This is a genomic window from Geodermatophilus chilensis, assembly GCF_002802985.1.
GTDB classification, from domain to species: domain Bacteria; phylum Actinomycetota; class Actinomycetes; order Mycobacteriales; family Geodermatophilaceae; genus Geodermatophilus; species Geodermatophilus chilensis.
The window spans coordinates 1-18,424 of the sequence record NZ_NVPT01000055.1 but is presented as its reverse complement, the minus strand read 5'-3'; the positions used below and the strand labels follow the sequence as shown (position 1 = coordinate 18,424).

Below are 18,424 nucleotides of genomic sequence, written 5' to 3'. Positions count from 1 at the left end.
GATGTCACCGTCGCCTGACGGCCCGGCAGCACCGCCGGGAGCTCTGCGAGCAACGGGCGGACCGGGGCGCGGGGGGCGACCGGGGCCATCGTCGGCTGAGGGCGATGTCACGCCCGTGGATCGACGGATCATCGCTGTGTCACGCGTCCGGCCTGGCTTTCTTCGGAATAATCGGGGCTGCACCTGCATTGCTCAGGGTGTCGTCCTCACGAGACCGGAAAGAAGGCAGCGAGACATGAACAGCGTGACCTCCAGCTGGCGGCGGCGTCGGCAGGCGGCGCGGACGCGCCGGGCGCTCGACCGCGCCCTCGCGCGCAGCAGCAGCCCGGCGATGCGCGACGAGCTGCTGACGATGGCGAACAGCAGCGGGTTCTCCCTCCGCTGAGAAGGACCCCTCCTCGTGGAGGGGTCGATGCGCGACCCCGGCCTCCTGCACGGAGACCGGGGTCGCTCGCTGTCCGCCCGGTCCCGGGTCCCGCCGCGCGTGCGAGCTCGGCGTCAGGGGGGTCGCTTCCCCGACCGCGCAGGTCACACCCCTGTGACGTACCTGCCGGCGCCCGCTCCGCCGTCCCCCCTTGGGGGTGTGACCGGTCAACCCGCGCACCCCCCGTGCCGATGGGACGGGCGTGAGCAGAACGGGTGGCCGCAGGTGAGCGGCCCCGCAGTGTCCGAGGCCCGGGAGACGTCTGGCGCGACCACGGGGCTGCTGCTGAGCTACGTCCGCCAGCAGGGCGGGGACGACGCGGTCGCGGAGGTGCTGCGCCGCGCCGGCGTGCCCTTCACCGCCGCCGAGCTCGAACTGCCGTCGCACTGGACCAGCTACGACACCCGCATCCAGCTGTTCGCCGCCGCCACCGAGGTGCTCGACGACGCGCAGACCATGTTCCGCGTCGGTCGCGAGGCCCTGGGCCACAGCCTGACCCCGGCCCTGGTGCTGCTCATCCGGGCGATGGGCTCACCGCGCCAGGTGTACCGCCAGCTGCCGCGTGCCGTGGCCAAATTCTCCACGACCTCGACGATGCGGGTCCTCGAGTCCGGCGCCACCCACGCGACGCTCAGCTACCGCCTGCACGACGGTTACCGGCACTCCCGGCTGGATTGCGAGTACGCCCAGGGGCTCATCGGCATGGTGCCGACGATCTTCGGGCTGCCACCGGCGCAGCTGGTGCACACCGAGTGCGAGTCCGACGGGCACCCCGTCTGCGTCTACCACCTGACCTGGGAGCGCCGCCGGCGGCTGGGCGCACGCCGCCGCGCCGACGACGACGTCCCCGAGCTGCTCGCCCTGCGCGAGCAGCTGCGCATCCTGCAGTCCGCCGCTGCCGACCTGGTCGCCAGCGAGGACGTCGAGACGGTCCTGCAGCGCATCATCGAGAAGGCCGCCGAGGCGGTGCTGGCCCCGAGCTGGGTGCTCGCGGTGGCCGACCCCGCGGGCGGCCCGGCGCTGGTGCGCGGCGCCGGCCTGCCGCAGCACCAGGTCGACGCGCTGGCCGCCACGCTGCTGGCCGGCGCCGACCCGGGCCCGAACGTCGTCGCGGTCGACGTCGCCTCCGCCCGGCGGGTGCACGGCCGGCTGGCCACGGTCTACCGCCCCGGCGACGGCGGCTTCGGGCACGAGCGCCAGATGCTGGGCGCCTACGCCGGCTACGCCGCGGCCGCGCTCGACCTGGTCATGGCGCTGGAGAGTTCCCGGCAAGAGGCCGACCGCGCCGGGACGCTGCTCACCCTGGCCCACGAGCTCGCCGGTGCCACCGACGCCGTGGACGTGTGCGCGGTGGTGGCCGCGGCGCTGCCCCACGTCGTCGGCTGCGACAGCGCCGCGGTGCTGCTGTGGGACCCGGCCGAGGGGTGCCTGCGCACGGCCGCCCACGTGGACCCCGTCGAGGAGCACCGCCGAATCATGCACGCGACGGCGTTGCCCGCCGAGGAGGTGCCGGAGCTGGTCGGGATGCTCACCGACCGGGAGCCGCGGTTCCTGCGACCGGAGTCCAGCAGCCCACTGCTGCGGTCCCTGCTGGAGGCGTTGGAGCTCACCGACGTGGTCGCCGTCCCGGTCCTGGCCGGGCGCACCTTCCTCGGCGTGGCCACCGCGAGCTGGCCGGCCGGGCGCGCGCCCGCCGTCCTCGCCGGCGACGTGCTGCACCGCCTGCGCGGTGTCGGCGACCAGGCCGCGACCGCGCTGCAGCGGGCCCGGCTGCTGGAGACCGTGCGGCACCAGGCCACCCACGATGCGCTCACCGGGCTGCCCAACCGGATGCTCTTCCTCGACCGGGTCGGCGAGGCGCTGGCCACCACCCCCGCGGACCAGCACGTCGGCGTGCTGTTCTGCGACCTCGACCGGTTCAAGTCGGTCAACGACTCCCTCGGCCACGCCGCCGGTGACGAACTGCTGCGCCAGGTCGCCGCCCGGCTGCGGGCCGCGATCCGCCCCGGCGACCTGGTGGGGCGGCTCAGCGGCGATGAGTTCGCCGTCCTGCTGCCCGCCCTCCCCCGGCCGGAGGACGCCGACCGCGTCGTCGCCCGCGTGCTGGCCTGCTTCGACGAGCCCTTCCGGCTCGAGGGGGTCCATGTCGCCGTCGGCACCAGCGTGGGCGTCGCCGTCCACGGTGGCGATCAGGGCGACGCCGACGCGCTGCTGCGCGCCTCGGACGCCGACATGTACCGCCACAAGCACGCCGGCCGCGACGGCACCGGCGCCTGAAGCGACCGGCGATTTCCGCGGAAATCGCCGCGGGGTTCAGGCGCGGAGGCGGGCGCGCAAGGCGGCCTGCTCCTCGGGGCCGAAGCCGTGCTCGGTGAGCCAGCCCTGCGGGCCGCCGTACCGCTCGTCGAGCAGCTCGAGCACCCGCCGCATCGTCCCCGCCCGCGGGGTGTGGCTGGCGACGTCGCGGCGCACCATGTCCTCGGCGTAGGTCGGTGACGCCGCCAGCTTGGCGACCAGGTCGTCGATGACCTCGGCGGTCAGCGCGTAGTCGGCGACGATCTCCTCGTGCGGGACGCCGGCGACGGCGAGCGCGAAGGCGACCACGACCCCGGTGCGGTCCTTGCCCGCGGCGCAGTGCACGACCGTGGCGCCGTCCGTGGGCGCGGCCAGGGCGCTCAGCGCGGCGACCACGTTGTCCGGCCGGTGCGCCAGGTAGCCGAGGTAGGAGCGCACCGCCGGCGGCTCGCCCTGGTCGCCCTCGTCCACCTGCCGCGGCAGGATCGACTCGGCCCAGTCGGTCGGGAGCTCCGGGACGTCGGCCTCCTCGACGGCGAACACGTCGGTGTGGTGGCCGCGCTCGGGCAGCAGGGTGAAGTGCCGGTGCGTCACCTCGGGCACCGCGCGCAGCGGACCGCGGCCCTCCAGCAGCACCTCCGCGGTGGTGCGCAGGTCGACCACCTCGCGCAGCCGCACGTCGTCCACCAGCCGGCGGACGTCGTCCTCGCTGAGCGTCTGCAGGTTGTCGCTGCGCAGCACCCGGCCGGGGACCGTCGTCCCGCCGTCGGTGGTGGGCAGGCCGCCGAGGTCGCGGGTGTTGGTCGTCCCGTCGAGTCGCAGCCAGCGGTCGGTGGATACGGGCGTCACGCTCCGACGGTACGTCGCGCCGCGGAGTGCCGGTTCGGGTGTGGGTGCCCACGCCACAGCCCGGCCCGCGACTGTGGGGCCCGGCCACGTGGGCCTGCCGTGCGCCGCTCCCTACGGTGTGATCCCGCCCACTCCGTGTCCACGGTGGGCGTCGTCGTCCGCGCGTCCACGTCGACCGACAGGAGCCCCATGCGCCCGACCAGAGCCAGGACCGCAGCGGCCGGGGTGGGCCTCGCCCTCGTCGCCTCACTCGGCTGGGCGCAGCCGGCGGGTGCCGCCGACGTCGCCGCCCGGTGCGCCGCGCTGGAGGGGGTGGTCATCCCCGCGGACGCGATGGGCCTGCCGACGACCGGCGGCGAGGTGACCGCCGCCTCCGTCGTCCCCGCGTCCGGCGTCGGCGCCACGGCGATCGGTGAGCACTGCAAGGTGAGCGCCGCGCTGCACCCGGTGGACCCCGCGGCGCCCGACATCCAGATGCAGGTCGCGCTCCCCACCACGTGGAACCACAAGGCCCTGATGTTCGGTGGGGGCGGGTACAACGGGACCATCCCGGCGGTCGACGGGAACGTCCCCTTCGGGCCCACCGACGCGCCGCGGCCGCTCGGCCGCGGGTACGCGACCTTCGCCAGCGACTCCGGGCACCAGGCTCCCGCCGACTTCCTGCCGACCCGATCGCTGTACGGCGAGTTCCTCGCCAACGACGAGGCGCTGCGCAACTTCGCCGGTGACGCGCTGAAGAAGACCCACGACGCCGCCGTCTTCCTCATCGGGCGGTACTACGACCGCACGGCCCCGCGACACACCTACTTCGCCGGTGGTTCCACCGGCGGGCGCGAGGCGCTCGCCGTCGCGCAGCGCTGGGGCCGGGACTTCGACGGGGTCATCAGCGTCTACCCCGCCTTCAACGCCGCCGCTCTCGACCTCTACTTCGGCCACATGACCCGCCAGCTCGCCGCACCGGGGGCGTTCCCCCGGCCGGCGCAGCAGGTCCTGCTCTACGACGCCGTCATGCGCGCCTGCGACGACCTGGACGGGGTGCAGGACGGCGTCATCGGCAACGAGCCCGCCTGCCGGTACGACCCCGTCGCCCTCCGGTGCCCCACGGGGCAGGACTCGGGCGACACCTGCCTGTCCGACGCGCAGCTCACGGCGATCCGCGCCATCTCCAGCGCGATCACGTACCCGTACGAGCTGGCCAGCAGGGAGACCGGCTACCCCGGCTTCCCGTACCTCTCCGGCGCCAGGATGTCGACGCCCCTGCTCGGCCTCGGCACGACCGCCCCGGCGAACCCGATGCCCAAGACGGCCGGTTACGGCATGCAGTTCTGGGACGCGTGGATCAAGTACGCCGTGACCCGGGACGCGGGGTACGACTCCCTGTCCCTCGACCCGCTCGCCCCGGGCCCCTGGGAGCAGCGCATCTCCGACCTCACCGCGCTGCAGGACGTCAACAGCACCGACCTCCGGCAGTTCACGCGGAACGGCGGCCGGCTCCTGCTGCTGCACGGGACGGCGGACGAGCTGGTCAGCCACCGGGCCACGATCGAGTACTGGAACCGCCTGGTGCAGGACATGGGACAGCGCCGGGTCGACGCCTTCGCCCGCTTCTACCTGGTCCCCGGCGCCAACCACGCCAACCTCGCCACGCCGTTCGCCGCCGGCTGGGACTCCCTGACCGCGCTCGACCGCTGGGTGACGAGGAACGCGGCACCGGCCGACCCCGTCGTCCGGGACACCAACCCCGGCGCCACCCGGACGCGGCCACTGTGCGAGTACCCGGCCTACCCGCGGTACAGCGGCACGGGGAGCCCCGACCTGGCGAGCAGCTTCGACTGCGCGACGGGGTGACACCGCTCCCCCGGCCCGGCCGGGACCAGCGCGGTCGACACGCCGCGCCGGTCCCGGCCGGTCACGGGGCGGCTCAGCGCAGGTCGGGACGGCAGGTGGCCGCGGTGTCGGCCGGCCGGCCGACGAGGTCATGGCACACGCCGAGCAGCCGGGACCGCAGCTCGGCGCCGCGGCGGGCGAACTCCCGCTGGGCGGCGACGTACCGGGCCTTGCCCTCCGGCGTCTCGATGGCGACCGGCTCGTAGCCGGCCGCGCGCAGGTCGTACGGCGAGGCCCGCATGTCCAGCTCGCGGACGTCGGCGGCCAGCACAAAGCAGTCCAGCAACAGGTCGCCGGGGACGGCGGGGCCGAGCTTGTAGGCCCACTTGTAGAGGTCCATGGTCGCGTGCAGGCAGCCCGGCTGCTCCATCTCGACCTGCGTGGCCCGGGTGGGCCGCAGCCGGTTGCGGCCGACCGCGGCGGGCGTGAAGAACCGGAACGCGTCGAAGTGCGAACAGCGCACCGGGTGGGCCTCGACGACGGCGTCGGTGCCGGCCTGGCCCAGCCGCAGGGGCAGCGGGTGCCGGCGCTCGTCGGCCCGGTAGACCATCGCCCACTCGTGCAGCCCGAAGCACCCGGTGTGCGCGGGCCGGGCCGCGGTCGCGGCCAGCAGCCGGCCGACGAAGGCGACGGTGTCCCCGCGGTCGGCCACGAAGGCGTCGACGTCCAGGGCGACCGCGCCGTCGTCGCCGGTGGCGTACCAGCGCCAGTCGGCGTGCGATGCCGGGCCGTCGGCGCCAGGCTCGAGCGCCACCCCGGCCCCCGGGTGCCAGCGGCGCAGCTGCGTCGGGCGGGCGCTGTAGTACTCGTAGAGGAAGTCCTCGACCGGGTGGCGGGTACCGGTCGCGCGGCGGGCCCGGTGCCCGGCGGTCAGCGCGTCGGCCCGCTCCGCGTGCGCCCGCGCCAGTGCCGTCCACCGGTCCGCCGGCAGGAGGCACTGCTCCAGGTTAGGTGGCCCCTTCCAGGGCGTCCCCGGGCCTCGGGTGGACCCGTCCCGGGCCCCGCCCTGAGCCTGCGAAGGGTGGGGAGGACGGGATCCTTCCACCAGGGGAGGTGGCCCTCAGGGGGCGGCCGGACCGGTGAGCCGGTGCAGCCGCAGCGCCAGGTGCACCTCCAGGGCCCGCTCCGGCGCCGACCACTCGCGGCCCAGCAGCCGGCCCACCCGCTCCAGGCGCTGGGTGACGGTGTTGACGTGCACCTGCAGGGTCTCGGCCGCGCGGGCCGGGGAGCCACCCGCGTCGAACCAGGCCCGCAGCGTCCCGACCAGGTCGGTGCCGCGCCGCTCGTCGTAGTCCAGCACCGGGCCGAGCGTGGCGGTGACGAAGCCGCGCACGTCCCGGCCCTCGCCGACCAGCAGTCCGACGAAGCCCAGCTCGTCAGTGCCGGCCGCCTGCCCCTCCCGGCCGAGCGCGACCATCGTCGAGGCGCAGCGCTGGGCCTCCCGGTGCGCCGAGGAGACCGCGACCGGCCCCTCCGCCGGTCCGGCGCCGCCGACGGTCACCGGCCGGCCGGCGGCCGTGGTGAGCTCCCGGCACACCTGGGCCGCCGCGGCGCCGGGCTCCTGTCCGGGCAGGCACAGCACGACCCGCCCGTCGTGCAGCCCGGCCAGCCCGCCGCGGACGGCGGCCAGGTGGGTGGCCTGGGCCAGCGCCCGGCCCCGGCAGCGCTCCTCGACGAGGGCGACGACGACGGCGTGCGGCCGGTCGAGGTCCGCGCCGAGCCGGCGGGCGCGCTCCCGCAGCCCGTCGGGGTCGCGCAGCACCGGCCCGAGCAGCTCCTCCAGCAGCTCGCCGCGCACCCGGCCCTCGGCCTCGCTGGCGGTACGACGGATGAGCAGCAGCAGCGCGGTGACCATCGCGGCGCGCTCGAGGATCCGCTGGTCGGAGTCGGTCAGCTCGTCGTCCCGGTGCAGCACCAGGCCGCCGAGCAGCTCGGCGCCCACGGTGACTGCGGCGGTCCACCAGTCCCCGTCGCGGACGGTCCGGCCGGTCGAGCGGGCGAGGGCGGCCGCGGGGTCGGGTGGCAGGTCGCCGTCCGACCCGGGGGACGGCGTGCCGCGGCCGTGCTCGTCGAGGATGGTGATCCGCCCGCCGAGCGCCTCGGTGACGGCGGCCGCGACGTCCTCCACCCCGCCGCCGCGGAGCACGATGTCGATGAACCGGTCGTGCGCGCCCGCGGCCCGCTCGACCGAGGCGGTGTGGGCGCGCAGCTCCCGGGTGGCCGTCGAGAGCTCGTCGAGCGCCGACCGGGTCTCCTCCAGCAGGCGGGCGTTGTCCAGCGCGATCGCCGCGTGCGCGGCCAGCGAGCCCAGCAGCGAGACCTCGGAGCGGTCGTAGAGCCGCTCGGTGCGGTCGGCGGCGAAGAGCACCCCGATCACCCGCGAGCCGCGGACCAGCGGCAGCCCGAGGATGGCGACCAGGCCCTCCTCGGCGACGCCCCCGTTGATCTCGTCGGTGTGCTGGAAGCGCGGGTCGGCGAAGTAGCGGGCGGTGGCGTAAGGGGCGGCGGTCTGCGCGACCAACCCGCCGAGGCCGGCGCCCATCGGCAGCCGGAGCGCCTGGAACCGGGCCGAGACGGAGCCATCCGTCACCCGCATGTACGTGTCGCCGTGGGCGTCGTCGTGCAGGGTCAGGTAGGAGACGTCGCTGCCCAGCAGCTGCCGGGCCCGGCGGACGATCGCGGTGAGCACGTCGTCGACGCTGCGCAGCGAGGCGAGGTCGCCGGCGGTGTCGAACAGTGCGGCGAGCTCGGACTCCCGGCGGCGCCGCGCGGCGAACGCGTCGCGCACCTGCAGGGCCAGCAGCTTGGCCCGCTCCAGCCCGGCCAGCGTCGCGACGTCGGCGCCGGCCGCGCGGGCCCGCACGACCGGCCCCTCGAACTCGATCGCCGCCGCCTCCTCCAGCAGCAGCGCGAAGTACTCCGTGGCGCCGTCGAGCCGGCCGGACGCCGCTGCCGGCCCCCTGCCGGGCCCCGCCGCGGCCCCGTCCCGGGTCCCGCCCTGAGCTCGCGAAGGGTGGGTAGGACGGGGTCCTTCCACAGTGGGGGGCAGAAGGTCCTTCATCAGTGCGCGGTCCACCCGCCGTCCATGACCAGGGAGCTGCCGGTGATCGACGTGGCGGCCGGGGAGCACAGGTAGGCGACCGCCTCGGCGACCTCCTCGGGCTCGATCAGCCGCTTGACCGCTGCGGGGGCGAGCATGACCTGCTCGACGACCGCGTCCTCGGACAGGCCGTGCGCCTTCGCCTGGTCGGCGATCTGGTTCTCCACCAGCGGGGTGCGCACGTAGGCGGGGTTGACGCAGTTGGAGGTGACCCCGTGCGGGGCGCCCTCGAGCGCGATCACCTTCGACAGCCCCTCGAGGCCGTGCTTGGCGGTGACGTAGGCGCTCTTGTAGGCCGAGGCCCGCAGCCCGTGGACCGAGCTGATGTTGACGACCCGCCCCCAGCCGCGGCCGTACATGTGCGGCAGTGCGCCGCGGACCAGCCGGAACGGGGTCTCCAGCATCAGCCGCAGGATCAGCGAGAAGCGGTCCACCGGGAACTCGTGCAGCGGGGCCACGTGCTGCAGCCCGGCGTTGTTGACCAGCACGTCCACATCGAGGTCCAGGGTGCCGACCGCGTCGAGGTCGGAGAGGTCGACGGCGACCGCCGTCCCCCCGACCGCCTGGGCCACCGCCTCCGCCGCCTCGGCGTCGCGGTCGACGACGACCACGTCGGCACCAGCTCGGGCCAGCCGGACGGCGCACGCCCGACCGATACCCGAGGCGCCGCCGGTGACGAGGGCCCGCCGCCCGCTGAGGGTTCCTGAGTCCGCCATGTCGCGGAAGGCTAAGCGGTCCCGTCGTCCACCCGCACGGTGTGGGGGCCACACACCCTGCCGTTCCGGGGTGGTGGCGGACCACACCACCCGTGCGAGCGACACCCCACAGCGGGACGGCGGGTCGTGCCCTCTGTGCGTGGTGGGCGAACACATGGCCGCAGTCCCGGGTGCGGGCGCGCAGCACATGGGCGCGCCGTCCGGCCCCTGCTCGGCGTCCCCGAGCCTGTGCGGGGACGCCCAGGAGGGTGCCTTCCTCAGTCCGGGATGTTGCCCGGGCGGATGGTGCCGTCGTCGCGCTGGGCGTCGTCGTCGGTGGTGAGCGTGACCTCGTCGCGCTCACCACCGTCCGATCGGTCCTCGCCGGGGACGCCGTCGACCAGGTTGCCGGCGCTGGGGCCGTCGGTCGTGTCAGGGGACTCGCGGTAGCCGGTGTTCTCGGACTCGCTCATCAGATGTCTCTACCTCCGGATCGGGGGGCGGGGCCCGAGACCTCGCCGGACGGACCGTCCGTCCGGGCCCGGGCGATGTCGGAGTCGGCACGGGCGGGGAGGTCGTCGTCCGTCGCGGCGTCGCGCTCGATCGCCTCCTCGCGGGTGAGGGGGACGTCCTCGAAGCCCGAGCCGGTGCTGCTGTTGTCGCCGGTGCCCGATGCGGTGGGGATGTCCTGCTGGATCCGGTCGCTGCCCTGGGGGTCGCTCACGGGAGCCTCCTGTCCGACGGCTGTCACAGAGGCCATGCCCGCATGTGCAGGCCCGAAACGGCCCGCCGACCTCACCGCCCGGTCGCCGTCCTGACACGGGCAGCGGCTCAGCGGCGGTCGGGGACGGCATTTGGCTGCGGTGGACCGGTCGCGGGGGCCCGGAGGGTCCCCCGATCGGGACACGGGCAGCGGCTCAGCGGCGGTCGGGGACGGCATCTGGCCGCGGTGTCGTCCGGTAGGGCGACAGTGAGCTCAGAACGCGGCCTCGTCGACCTCCATGAGCGCGTTGTCGGTGTTCTCGACGATGGCCCGCTCCGACGACAGTCGCGGCAGTACCTGGGTGGTGAAGAACCGGGCGGCGGCCAGCTTGCCCTCGTAGAAGTGCCGGTCCGGGGTCGTCACCTCGCCGGCCAGGGCGCCGAGCGCCACCTCGGCCTGGCGCACGAGCAGCCAGGCGGTGACGAGGTCGCCGGTGGCCAGCAGCAGCCGGGTGGTGTTCTGGCCGACCTCGTACAGCGCGGTGAGGTCCTCCTGCGCCTCGCCGAGGTGGCCGAACATCGCGGTGAGCATCGCCTGCACCTCGGCGAGGGCGGTGGCCAGGGCCGCGCGCTCCTCCTTGAGGCGGCCGTTGCCGGCCTCGGCGTCGATCGTGGCCTGGACCTGCTCGGCCAGCCAGGTCAGTGCGACGCCGCCGTCCTTGACGATCTTCCGGAAGAAGAAGTCCTGGCCCTGGATCGCCGTGGTGCCCTCGTAGAGGGTGTCGATCTTGGAGTCGCGGATGTACTGCTCGATCGGGTAGTCCTGCAGGTAGCCGCTGCCACCGAGGGTCTGCAGCGACTCCGCGGTGAGCAGCTGGGTGGCGCGCTCGGAGCCGAAGCCCTTGACCACCGGCAGCAGCAGGTCGTTGACGCGCGCAGCCAGCTTCGCCTCCTCGCTGTCGGCGGTGCCGGCGGCCTCGGCCTCGGTCACCCGGTCGTGGAAGGTGGCGGCGTACAGGTACAGCGCCCGCATGCCCTCGGCGTAGGACTTCTGCAGCATCAGCGAGCGGCGCACGTCGGGGTGTCTGGTGATGGGGACCCGCGGGGCGTCCTTCGACGTCGCCGTCAGGTCGGCGCCCTGGACGCGGTTCTTCGCATAGTCGAGGGCCACCAGGTAGCCGGCCGACAGCGTGGCGATCGCCTTGGCGCCGACGAACATCCGGGCGTGCTCGATGACCTCGAACATCTGCGCGATGCCGTCGTGCACCTCGCCGACCAGCCAGCCCTTCGCCGGGACGTCGGTCGCGCCGAAGGTCAGTTCGCAGGTCGTGGAGACCTTCAGGCCCATCTTCTTCTCGACGTTGGTGACGTACACGCCGTTGCGCTCGCCGAGGGCGCCGGTCCCGAGGTCGACGTGGAACTTGGGGACGACGAACAGCGAGAGCCCCTTGGTGCCCGGCCCCGCGCCCTCGGGACGGGCGAGCACCAGGTGGACGATGTTGTCGCTCAGGTCGTGCTCGGCCGAGGTGATGAACCGCTTGACGCCGGTGACGTGCCACGAGCCGTCGTCCTGGCGGACGGCCCTGGTCCGGCCGGCGCCGACGTCGGAGCCGGCGTCGGGCTCGGTGAGGACCATGGTGGCGCCCCACTTGTGCTCGAGCATGAGCTGCGCCAGCCGCTTCTGGTCGGGGGTGCCGAGCTCGTCGAGGATCGCGGCGAAGGCGGCCCAGGAGCCGTACATGAACACGGCGGGGTTGGCGCCGAGCACCATCTCGAAGGCCGCCCAGGTCAGCGCGTGCGGGGCGCCGAAGCCGCCGAGGTGCTCGGGCAGGCCGAGGGCGAACCAGTCGCCGTCCTCGACGGCCCGCACCGACCGCTTGAAGCTCTCGGGGAGCGTCACCGAGGAGGTGGCCGGGTCGAACACCGGCGGGTTGCGGTCGGCATCGACGAAGGACTCCGCGATCGGGCCCTCGGCCAGCCGGCGGATCTCGGCCAGCACGCCGCGCGCGGTCTCGACGTCCATCTGGGCGAACGGCCCGGTGCCGAACCGGTCCTTGGTGTCGAGGAACTCGAAGAGGTTGAACTGGAGGTCCCGCAGGTTTGCGGTGTAGTGGCCCATGCCTGTGGCTCCCGGTCATCCGTGCCTGACCCGCGGCCGGTACGCGCGGGTACCAGACGGTATTACCGGCCGGTAACCGAGGGCAAGCACCGCCCGGCCGAGTGCGGACGGCGCGGGGCGCCGCACCCCCTCGGTGGGCGCGGAGGGGGTCGAGACCACCGAGCAGCTGGCCACGCTCGGCGCCATCGGCTGCGACGCCTCCCAGGGCTTCCTCATCGCCCGTCCCATGCCGGCCGCCGCGGTGCCCGGGCACCTCGAGCCGGCGGCCGCCCCGTCGCGTCCGGTCCTCACGACGGCCGGGGGCTGACCGCCGGCGGCCGTGCGCCGCTCAGGAGCGACGGCGGGCGCGCAGCACCAGGCCGGCGAGGCCGACCAGCAGGCCGCCGAGCGCCGCGGCGATCACGAGCGCCAGGACCAGCGGCGCCCGGACGTCGACGAACACCAGGCTGATCTCGACCGTCTGGTTGTTGTAGACGACGAACAGCACGAGGACGACGGTCACGAAGAGGAGCAGCGACAACGCGAGCGTGCGCCCGATGGTCCGGGCGGGGGAGCGCTCGGACGTCGTCCGGTCGGCCGGAGCGGGGCCGGGGGCGGCCGGACCGGCGGTCGTCCCAGGGGTGCCGGTCGGAGCGCGCAGAGGGTCGGGCCCGGGAGCGGTCACGGGTCGAGTCTGGTCCTCGCCGCCGCCGCGCGCACGGTCAGTGGTGCGCGTCGGGCTCGGTCTCGGCCGGCGGCCAGCTCGGACCCGCGACGCCGTCGGCCGGGCCGGAGGTGCCGCCCTGGGACTCCGGGTCGCCGGGCGGGGCCACCTCGCTGCCGAGGGGCTGGGCGTCGCGTGGTTCGTCGGGCTCCGGCATGGTCATGGCCCCAGTCTCCGGCGGTGCCGTCCGGACGGCGACCGGGGACGGCACCCGGCCGGCGGTGCGGTCCGGAGGACCGCGATGTCACCCCTACTCGTCGAGGACCGGGCCGGCCTCGTGGTTCGGGTGGCCCTTGGTGCGCTCGCGCTGCTTCATCCGCGCCTCGTAGACGTGCCGGTCGCCGCCGGCCAGCTCGTCGCGGGCGCGCTCGTCGAAGGCGCGGAAGACCGACCAGTAGTTGGCGTCGTAGTCCTCGACGATCTGGAAGGTCCAGCGGTCGGCGATGACGTTGCGGCCGACGAGGTCGCGGTCGAGGTCGTCGGCGAGCTGGGTGTGGCCGGCCTTGCGGAGGAGCTCGACGGCGTCCTGGAGCAGCAGGTCGGCCTTGCCGGAGTGCTGGTGGAACCCGTACAGCTGGCCGCGCGCCTGCTCGATCGTCTCGAGGGCTTCGGAGAGCTTGCCGAGGCCCTCCACGGTGGTGTCGTCGAGGTCGGGCCGGCTGCGGTCGGTGCTCACGGCCTCATCCTGCGATGTCCCGAGGGTCCCCGCTGGACGACCGCGGAGGGTCCCCGAGGAGCGGGGCCCGGAGGGTCCCCGAGGAGTGGTGGCGGACGGGCTCAGCGCCGTGGGGGACGGCACGTGGTCGCGGTGTCACCCGAGGAGCGGGGCCCGGAGGGTCCCCGAGGAGTGGTGGCGGACGGGCTCAGCGCCGTGGGGGACGGCACGTGGTCGCGGTGTCACCCGAGGAGCGGGGCCCGGAGGGTCCCCGAGGAGTGGTGGCGGACGGGCTCAGCGCCGTGGGGGACGGCACGTGGTCGCGGTGCGGTCCGGAGGACCGCAGTGAACTCAGCCCGCGGCGATGTCGATGAGCCGCTCGGCCAGCTGACGGCCGTGCGAGGCGGGGCCGTCGGGGCCCAGCAGCCCGCCGGAGAGGTACATCCCGTCGATGATCAGGTGCACGTGCGCGGCGAGGTCCTCACCCGACCCCGGGGCGACCTGCTCGGCGAGGCGCTCGAGCCGGGCGTGCAGCTCGAACTTGTAGTCGGCGGCAGCGCTGCGCGCGGGGTGCTGGGGGTCGTCGTACTCACTGCTGACGTTGGTGAACGGGCAGCCGCGGAAGCCGGTGCGGGTGACGTCGGCCTCGACGGTGTCGACCACCGACAGCAGCGCCGCCCGCGGGTCGTCGGCGAGGCGCTCGAGGTCGGCGTCGATGAGGGCGAGCACGGTGGCCGCCCTGCGCGCGAGGTAGGCGCCGACGAGGTCGTCCTTGCTCTTGAACAGCCGGTAGACGGTCATCTTGCCCAGCCCCGTCTCGCGGACCAGCTCGTCCATGCCGACGCTGCGCGAACTGCGGCTGGCGAAGAGCCGCTCGGCGGTGTCCAGGACGATGGCCTGCCGCTCGGCCCGGCTCCGGCGGACGGGAACCGAGACGTCGTCGGCGGCGAGGGGGATGGCGGCTGCGGTCACGCGGCGATGCTGCCGCAGAGCGTGACGGAGCAGTTCGCGGCACGCCGGTACCGGCCGACAGGTGGTTGCTGTGAGTGACGAGGTGCGTCCGGGTTGACCGGGACCCCGGGGATCGGTGGGACGGGTGTGATGATCCGTGACCGTCGCCGGCCGACCGATCCCCGGGGCGGGGTCCTTCTTCAGGCCCTGCGGGTCCGGCGGGGGTTGGCCAGCATGCGGGCCAGGGGAGCGGTCGAGGCCTGCCGGGCCTGCGACTCGTCGGCCGGGCGCTCCTCGGGAGCCTCGGCGCCTACTCGGGGCTGGTGCTGCGTGTCCTCCATGACGTCAGCGTCCCCCGAGCGGTCGGCGACGAAACAGACCCGCGACGGTGAGTTGAGCCGGAGTGACGGAGAGATGCGTCACGCACGACCCTTCGGCGGTGGACGTGGACGCGAGCCGCACCCGCGTCCGCGCCGTCCGGGTCAGGGGGTGTCCGCACCGTCCCCGGTCACGTCGCCGCCCTCGGCGGGCTGGTCCGGGTGCGGCGTCTGGCCACCGGACTCCTCGCCGGGCGGGTCGCCGCCCTCGGCCGGTTCGGTGGTGTGTGCGGGCTGCTCGGGTTCGCTCACGGGAGTGCCTCCTCGGTCGTCGGCTGGCCGAGCCTGTGCCCGGCCGGCCGCCCGGTCAACCGCCACGTCCACCGGGACGGCGGCGGGCAGCCGGGACCGTGCGGCCGTGACCGCGGCGGCGTCGGGCAGCGCTCCCCGGGCCCCGGCCCCGGTGGTCGACAGCGCCGCCGCCGTGGCCGCCGTCGCCACCGCCTCGGCCGCGGTCGAGCCCGTCGCCAGCGCCACGGCGAGCGCCCCGCAGAAGGCGTCGCCGGCGCCGGTGGTGTCCACGGGCCGCACCGGCAGCGGCGGCTGCAGCAGCGCCGGGCCGTCGTCCGGCACCAGGAGGGCGCCGCGCCCGCCGAGGGTGACCACCACGGTCCCGGGAGTCAGCGAGCGGGCCAGCCGCGCCAGCTCGGCGGGGCTGCGCTCGCCGGCCGGCGCGCCGGCCAGTTGCCGCAGCTCGTGCTCGTTGGGCACCAGGACGTCGACCCGCCCGAGCAGCCCGGCCGGCAGCGGCTGTGGCGGTGCCGGGGTGAGGACGACGGTGCCCGCAGCGACGGCGGCCGCGGCCTGCACCGTCTCCAGCGGCACCTCGAGCTGGAGCAGCACCACCCGCGCCTCGCGCACCGCTGCGACGTCGACGTCCGCGGGCCGCAGTTCGGCGTTGGCCCCCGGGACGACGACGATCAGGTTCTCGCCGCTGCCGTCCTCGACCGGGATCGTCGCGCTGCCGGTGGGGGCCTCCGGCGTCCGCGCCACGGCGGTGACGTCGACCCCGGCGTCGGCGAGTGCGGCCAGCTGCCGGTCGGCGGCCGGGTCGTCGCCGACGCGGCCGACCATGGCCACCGCGCCGCCGAGCCGGCCGGCCGCCGCGGCCTGGTTGGCGCCCTTGCCGCCCGGTGCCAGGACGGTCCCCCGCCCCACCACGGTCTCGCCGCGGCCGGGCAGTCGCGGGACGGGGACCAGCACGTCCTCGTTGAGGCTGCCGACGACGGTGACGCGCACCCGCGCAGCATCCCCCGGCGTCTCAGCCGTCGCGCGGCCGGCGGTGGCGCAGCGGGACGACGTACCACGCCACGGTGCCCAGCACGACGACGAAGGCGCAGCAGGCCAGGGCCGGCCACCGGCCGAGGACGACGTCGAGCACGAGCAGCACCGCCGCCGCGATGCCCAGCAGGAGCAGCGCCAGGCCCACCAGCAGCGCGCCGTCGGCGAAGGCCACCAGCTGCTCCTTGCGCCGCTGCCGGAACAGCGTGCGGTGGAAGGAGACCGGCGCGATCAGCACCAGCGTCGCGGTCGCGGTGCTCAGCAGGGTGACCGCGTAGACCGTCGTCCCGAAGGCGCCGAGCTCGTCGAAGCGGGCGCTGAACGGCAGAGTGAGCAGGAAGGCGAAGAGGATCTGCACGCCGGTGATCGCGACCCGCATCTCCTGCAGCAGCTCGGCGAGGTTGCGGTCGAGCACCTCCTCGGGCGTCTGGCCGCGGGCGACGGCGGCCCCCGCCACGTCGGTCCGTTTCCGCGCCACCCACCTGCGGTACCGCCAGGGGACCGGCCCCAACCCACCCCGACGCGCGGTCCGACACGCGCAGACCCCGCGGAGGCGAGCATGGCCCACGACGAGGACCCGGACACCGTCCGCCGGGCGTTCCAGGAGGCGGTGAACATGTCCCCCGCCGAGCTCGAGCGCTGGCTGGAGACCGAGGAGTCGCAGTCGGTCGGGCAGAAGCGGGACGGTTCGGGGGAGTCCACCGGCCACGCCGAGGGACGCCGGATCGTGGAGCTGCTGCGGACGGAGAAGGCGGACCTGACCGACGACGACCTCGCCCACATGCGCAAGGTGCACGGCTACGTCGCCCGCCACCTGGCCCAGCAGCCGGCCAAGGAGGACGTCGAGCACTCCCGGTGGCGCTACTCGCTGATGAACTGGGGCCACGATCCCATGAAGAAGGGCTGACCCTCTCGCATGAGCCCGCTGCGCCGGAACGACCCCGCCCAGTACGACGAGCTGGCCGACCAGTGGTGGGAGGGCTCCGGCGGGTTCGCCGCGCTGCACTGGCTGGCCGCGTCGCGGGCCGAGCACATCCCGCCGGCGCGCGGCCCGGACGCGGTGCTGGTCGACCTGGCCTGCGGCGGCGGGCTGATGGCACCGCACGCCGCCCGGCTCGGCTACCGGCACGTCGGCGTCGACCTCGGTGAGCAGGGCTTGCGGGTGGCCCGCGAGCACGGCGTCCTGGCGGTGCGCGGGTCGGTGCTCGCCGTCCCGCTGGCCGACGGGTGTGCCGACGTCGTGGTGGCCGGGGAGATCCTCGAACACGTCGAGGACGACGTGGGCGTGCTCGCCGAGTGCGCCCGGCTGCTGCGCCCCGGCGGCACCCTGGTGATCGACGCACTGGCGGCCACCCGGATCGGGCGCTTCCTCATGGTCACCGTGGCCGAGCGGCTCCCCGGCGGCCCGCCACCGGGCATCCACGACCCCGCGCTGTTCGTCGACCGCGCCCGGCTGCTCGCCGCCGCCGACGCGCTCGGCCTGGACCTGGAGCTGGTCGGGCTGCGGCCCTCCTTCCGCGAGGCGCTGGCCTGGAGGCTGGGCCGGCGGGGCACGGTGCGCATGAAGCCGGTGCGGTCCACCGCCGTCGTCTTCGCCGGCTACGGCAGGCGCCGGGAGGAGGTCCGACAGAGCGGCGCGGCCGACCGGGCGCCCGTACGGTCGGGGTCATGAGCGCCTCCGAGCTGCGCCGATGAGCGCCGTCCTGACCGGTGCCGGTCGCGCCCTGCCCACGACGATCGACCAGGACGCGGTCTGGGACGGCTTCTTCGCCGGCCACTACGACGGCGTCCGCGCGGCCCGGCGGGTCTTCGCCGGTTCCGGGGTGCGCCGGCGGCACGCGGTGGCCAACCCGCTGGACGAGGACATCAGCGGGTGGAGCACCGGCGCGCGGATGCAGCGCTACGTGCAGGAGGCCCTGCCGCTGGGCAAGCAGGCCGTCGCCGCGGCCCTCGACGACGCCGGCCTGGCGCCGGGGGACGTCGGCCTGTTCGCCGTCGCCACCTGCACCGGCTACGCCACGCCGGGCCTGGACATCCGGCTGGCCAGCGACCTCGGCATGCCGCCGGGGCTGCAGCGGCTGCTGGTCGGCCACATGGGCTGCTACGCCGCCATCCCCGGCCTCGCCGCGGTCGGCGACTACGTGGAGGCCCGGTCCCGCCCGGCCGTGCTGCTGTGCTGCGAGCTGACCAGCCTGCACGTGCAGCCGCCGGTGCGGGAGCTCGACCAGGTCGTCGCCCACGCGCTGTTCTCCGACGCGGCGACGGCCGTCGTCCTGGAGCCCGGGCGGGCGGGGCGGGGGCAGGGTCGCCGGCTGGCCGGTGTGGTGGCCCGGACCGACCCCTCGACCGCCGACCACATGACCTGGGACGTCACCGACCTCGGCCA

21 protein-coding genes are annotated in these 18,424 nt (G+C 75.1%); 7 read left to right on the top strand and 14 right to left on the bottom strand.

The genetic code is table 11. The features are described from left to right. The first annotated feature begins 235 nt into the window (after positions 1–235). Both CNO22_RS27645 and CNO22_RS11345 read left to right on the top strand, forming a co-directional pair. Positions 236–385 carry a hypothetical protein gene (locus CNO22_RS27645; RefSeq protein WP_157936910.1) on the top strand — a complete coding sequence of 50 codons (150 nt, stop codon included), beginning with the start codon at positions 236–238 and terminating at the stop codon, positions 383–385. 264 nt (positions 386–649) lie between these two features. Further along, on the top strand, positions 650–2,701 hold the full coding sequence (locus tag CNO22_RS11345; protein ID WP_232806963.1) for a diguanylate cyclase domain-containing protein: 2,052 nt from the start codon (positions 650–652) through the stop codon (positions 2,699–2,701). Positions 2,702–2,737: 36 nt separating this feature from the next. Here CNO22_RS11345 and CNO22_RS11340 read toward each other — a convergent pair whose 3' ends face one another. Further along, a complete protein-coding gene (locus tag CNO22_RS11340; RefSeq protein ID WP_100499471.1) occupies positions 2,738–3,568 on the bottom strand; it encodes a tyrosine-protein phosphatase in 831 nt (276 codons plus the stop codon). A 189-nt stretch (positions 3,569–3,757) separates the two neighbouring features. Here CNO22_RS11340 and CNO22_RS11335 point away from each other — a divergent pair, with 189 nt between their 5' ends. Continuing rightward, a complete protein-coding gene (locus CNO22_RS11335) occupies positions 3,758–5,416 on the top strand; it encodes a tannase/feruloyl esterase family alpha/beta hydrolase (RefSeq protein WP_100499470.1) in 1,659 nt (552 codons plus the stop codon). A 73-nt stretch (positions 5,417–5,489) separates the two neighbouring features. Here CNO22_RS11335 and CNO22_RS11330 read toward each other — a convergent pair whose 3' ends face one another. The 6 genes from CNO22_RS11330 to CNO22_RS11305 form a co-directional block, all read right to left on the bottom strand. Continuing rightward, positions 5,490–6,500: a 3-methyladenine DNA glycosylase gene (locus CNO22_RS11330; protein WP_232806962.1), complete on the bottom strand. Its 1,011-nt coding sequence runs from the start codon at positions 6,498–6,500 to the stop codon at positions 5,490–5,492. A gap of 15 nt (positions 6,501–6,515) precedes the next feature. Beyond that, positions 6,516–8,531, bottom strand: a complete 2,016-nt coding sequence (locus CNO22_RS11325) for a helix-turn-helix domain-containing protein (protein WP_232806961.1) — start codon at positions 8,529–8,531, stop codon at positions 6,516–6,518. Beyond that, positions 8,516–9,271, bottom strand: a complete 756-nt coding sequence (locus tag CNO22_RS11320; RefSeq protein WP_100499469.1) for a 3-hydroxybutyrate dehydrogenase — start codon at positions 9,269–9,271, stop codon at positions 8,516–8,518. Before CNO22_RS11320 ends, CNO22_RS11325 begins: the two co-directional genes overlap by 16 nt. Positions 9,272–9,528: 257 nt before the next feature. Further along, positions 9,529–9,723 (bottom strand): hypothetical protein, encoded by a 195-nt coding sequence (locus CNO22_RS11315; RefSeq protein ID WP_100499468.1) that lies wholly within the window; start codon positions 9,721–9,723, stop codon positions 9,529–9,531. After that, positions 9,723–9,974, bottom strand: a complete 252-nt coding sequence (locus CNO22_RS11310) for a hypothetical protein (RefSeq protein WP_100499467.1) — start codon at positions 9,972–9,974, stop codon at positions 9,723–9,725. Before CNO22_RS11310 ends, CNO22_RS11315 begins: the two co-directional genes overlap by 1 nt. 252 nt (positions 9,975–10,226) lie before the next feature. After that, positions 10,227–12,071 carry an acyl-CoA dehydrogenase gene (locus CNO22_RS11305; RefSeq protein WP_100499466.1) on the bottom strand — a complete coding sequence of 615 codons (1,845 nt, stop codon included), beginning with the start codon at positions 12,069–12,071 and terminating at the stop codon, positions 10,227–10,229. A gap of 133 nt (positions 12,072–12,204) precedes the next feature. Here CNO22_RS11305 and CNO22_RS11300 point away from each other — a divergent pair, with 133 nt between their 5' ends. After that, complete coding sequence (locus CNO22_RS11300) at positions 12,205–12,378, top strand: EAL domain-containing protein (protein WP_100499465.1); 174 nt, start codon at positions 12,205–12,207, stop codon at positions 12,376–12,378. Positions 12,379–12,399: 21 nt separating this feature from the next. On the opposite strand, the gene CNO22_RS11295 is transcribed toward CNO22_RS11300, so the two are convergent. The 7 genes from CNO22_RS11295 to CNO22_RS11275 all read right to left on the bottom strand — a co-directional run bounded on the left by CNO22_RS11295 (position 12,400) and on the right by CNO22_RS11275 (position 16,516). Beyond that, positions 12,400–12,735: a lipopolysaccharide assembly protein LapA domain-containing protein gene (locus tag CNO22_RS11295; protein ID WP_100499464.1), complete on the bottom strand. Its 336-nt coding sequence runs from the start codon at positions 12,733–12,735 to the stop codon at positions 12,400–12,402. Positions 12,736–12,772: 37 nt separating this feature from the next. Beyond that, on the bottom strand, positions 12,773–12,937 hold the full coding sequence (locus CNO22_RS28295; RefSeq protein WP_198588258.1) for a hypothetical protein: 165 nt from the start codon (positions 12,935–12,937) through the stop codon (positions 12,773–12,775). An 87-nt stretch (positions 12,938–13,024) separates the two neighbouring features. Continuing rightward, entirely contained in the window at positions 13,025–13,450 is a 426-nt protein-coding gene (locus CNO22_RS11290) for a hypothetical protein (RefSeq protein ID WP_100499463.1), read from the bottom strand. A 330-nt stretch (positions 13,451–13,780) separates the two neighbouring features. After that, positions 13,781–14,401 (bottom strand): TetR/AcrR family transcriptional regulator, encoded by a 621-nt coding sequence (locus CNO22_RS11285; protein ID WP_100499462.1) that lies wholly within the window; start codon positions 14,399–14,401, stop codon positions 13,781–13,783. A gap of 179 nt (positions 14,402–14,580) precedes the next feature. After that, on the bottom strand, positions 14,581–14,721 hold the full coding sequence (locus tag CNO22_RS27640) for a hypothetical protein (protein ID WP_157936909.1): 141 nt from the start codon (positions 14,719–14,721) through the stop codon (positions 14,581–14,583). Positions 14,722–14,862: 141 nt separating this feature from the next. Next, positions 14,863–15,996: a ribokinase gene (locus CNO22_RS11280; protein ID WP_232806960.1), complete on the bottom strand. Its 1,134-nt coding sequence runs from the start codon at positions 15,994–15,996 to the stop codon at positions 14,863–14,865. Between the two features lie 22 nt (positions 15,997–16,018). Next, complete coding sequence (locus tag CNO22_RS11275; RefSeq protein WP_100499461.1) at positions 16,019–16,516, bottom strand: DUF6328 family protein; 498 nt, start codon at positions 16,514–16,516, stop codon at positions 16,019–16,021. Between the two features lie 81 nt (positions 16,517–16,597). On the opposite strand from CNO22_RS11275, the gene CNO22_RS11270 reads away from it, so the two are divergent. From CNO22_RS11270 to CNO22_RS11260, 3 genes are all read left to right on the top strand, one after another. Next, complete coding sequence (locus CNO22_RS11270) at positions 16,598–16,945, top strand: DUF3140 domain-containing protein (protein WP_100499460.1); 348 nt, start codon at positions 16,598–16,600, stop codon at positions 16,943–16,945. A gap of 9 nt (positions 16,946–16,954) precedes the next feature. After that, complete coding sequence (locus CNO22_RS11265; RefSeq protein WP_100499459.1) at positions 16,955–17,710, top strand: methyltransferase domain-containing protein; 756 nt, start codon at positions 16,955–16,957, stop codon at positions 17,708–17,710. A 19-nt stretch (positions 17,711–17,729) separates the two neighbouring features. After that, the coding region (locus CNO22_RS11260; RefSeq protein ID WP_100499458.1) for a beta-ketoacyl-[acyl-carrier-protein] synthase family protein at positions 17,730–18,424 on the top strand (695 nt) is incomplete at its 3' end.

What these genes read in the sequence shown, in the direction of transcription:
- CNO22_RS27645 (WP_157936910.1), top strand. Translation starts at nt 236, where the DNA reads ATGAACAGCGTGACCTCCAGCTGGCGGCGGCGTCGGCAGGCGGCGCGG.
- CNO22_RS11335 (WP_100499470.1), top strand. Translation starts at nt 3,758, where the DNA reads ATGCGCCCGACCAGAGCCAGGACCGCAGCGGCCGGGGTGGGCCTCGCC.
- CNO22_RS11320 (WP_100499469.1), bottom strand. Translation starts at nt 9,271, where the DNA reads ATGGCGGACTCAGGAACCCTCAGCGGGCGGCGGGCCCTCGTCACCGGC.
- CNO22_RS11315 (WP_100499468.1), bottom strand. Translation starts at nt 9,723, where the DNA reads ATGAGCGAGTCCGAGAACACCGGCTACCGCGAGTCCCCTGACACGACC.
- CNO22_RS11305 (WP_100499466.1), bottom strand. Translation starts at nt 12,071, where the DNA reads ATGGGCCACTACACCGCAAACCTGCGGGACCTCCAGTTCAACCTCTTC.
- CNO22_RS28295 (WP_198588258.1), bottom strand. Translation starts at nt 12,937, where the DNA reads ATGACCATGCCGGAGCCCGACGAACCACGCGACGCCCAGCCCCTCGGC.
- CNO22_RS27640 (WP_157936909.1), bottom strand. Translation starts at nt 14,721, where the DNA reads ATGGAGGACACGCAGCACCAGCCCCGAGTAGGCGCCGAGGCTCCCGAG.
- CNO22_RS11270 (WP_100499460.1), top strand. Translation starts at nt 16,598, where the DNA reads ATGGCCCACGACGAGGACCCGGACACCGTCCGCCGGGCGTTCCAGGAG.
- CNO22_RS11265 (WP_100499459.1), top strand. Translation starts at nt 16,955, where the DNA reads ATGAGCCCGCTGCGCCGGAACGACCCCGCCCAGTACGACGAGCTGGCC.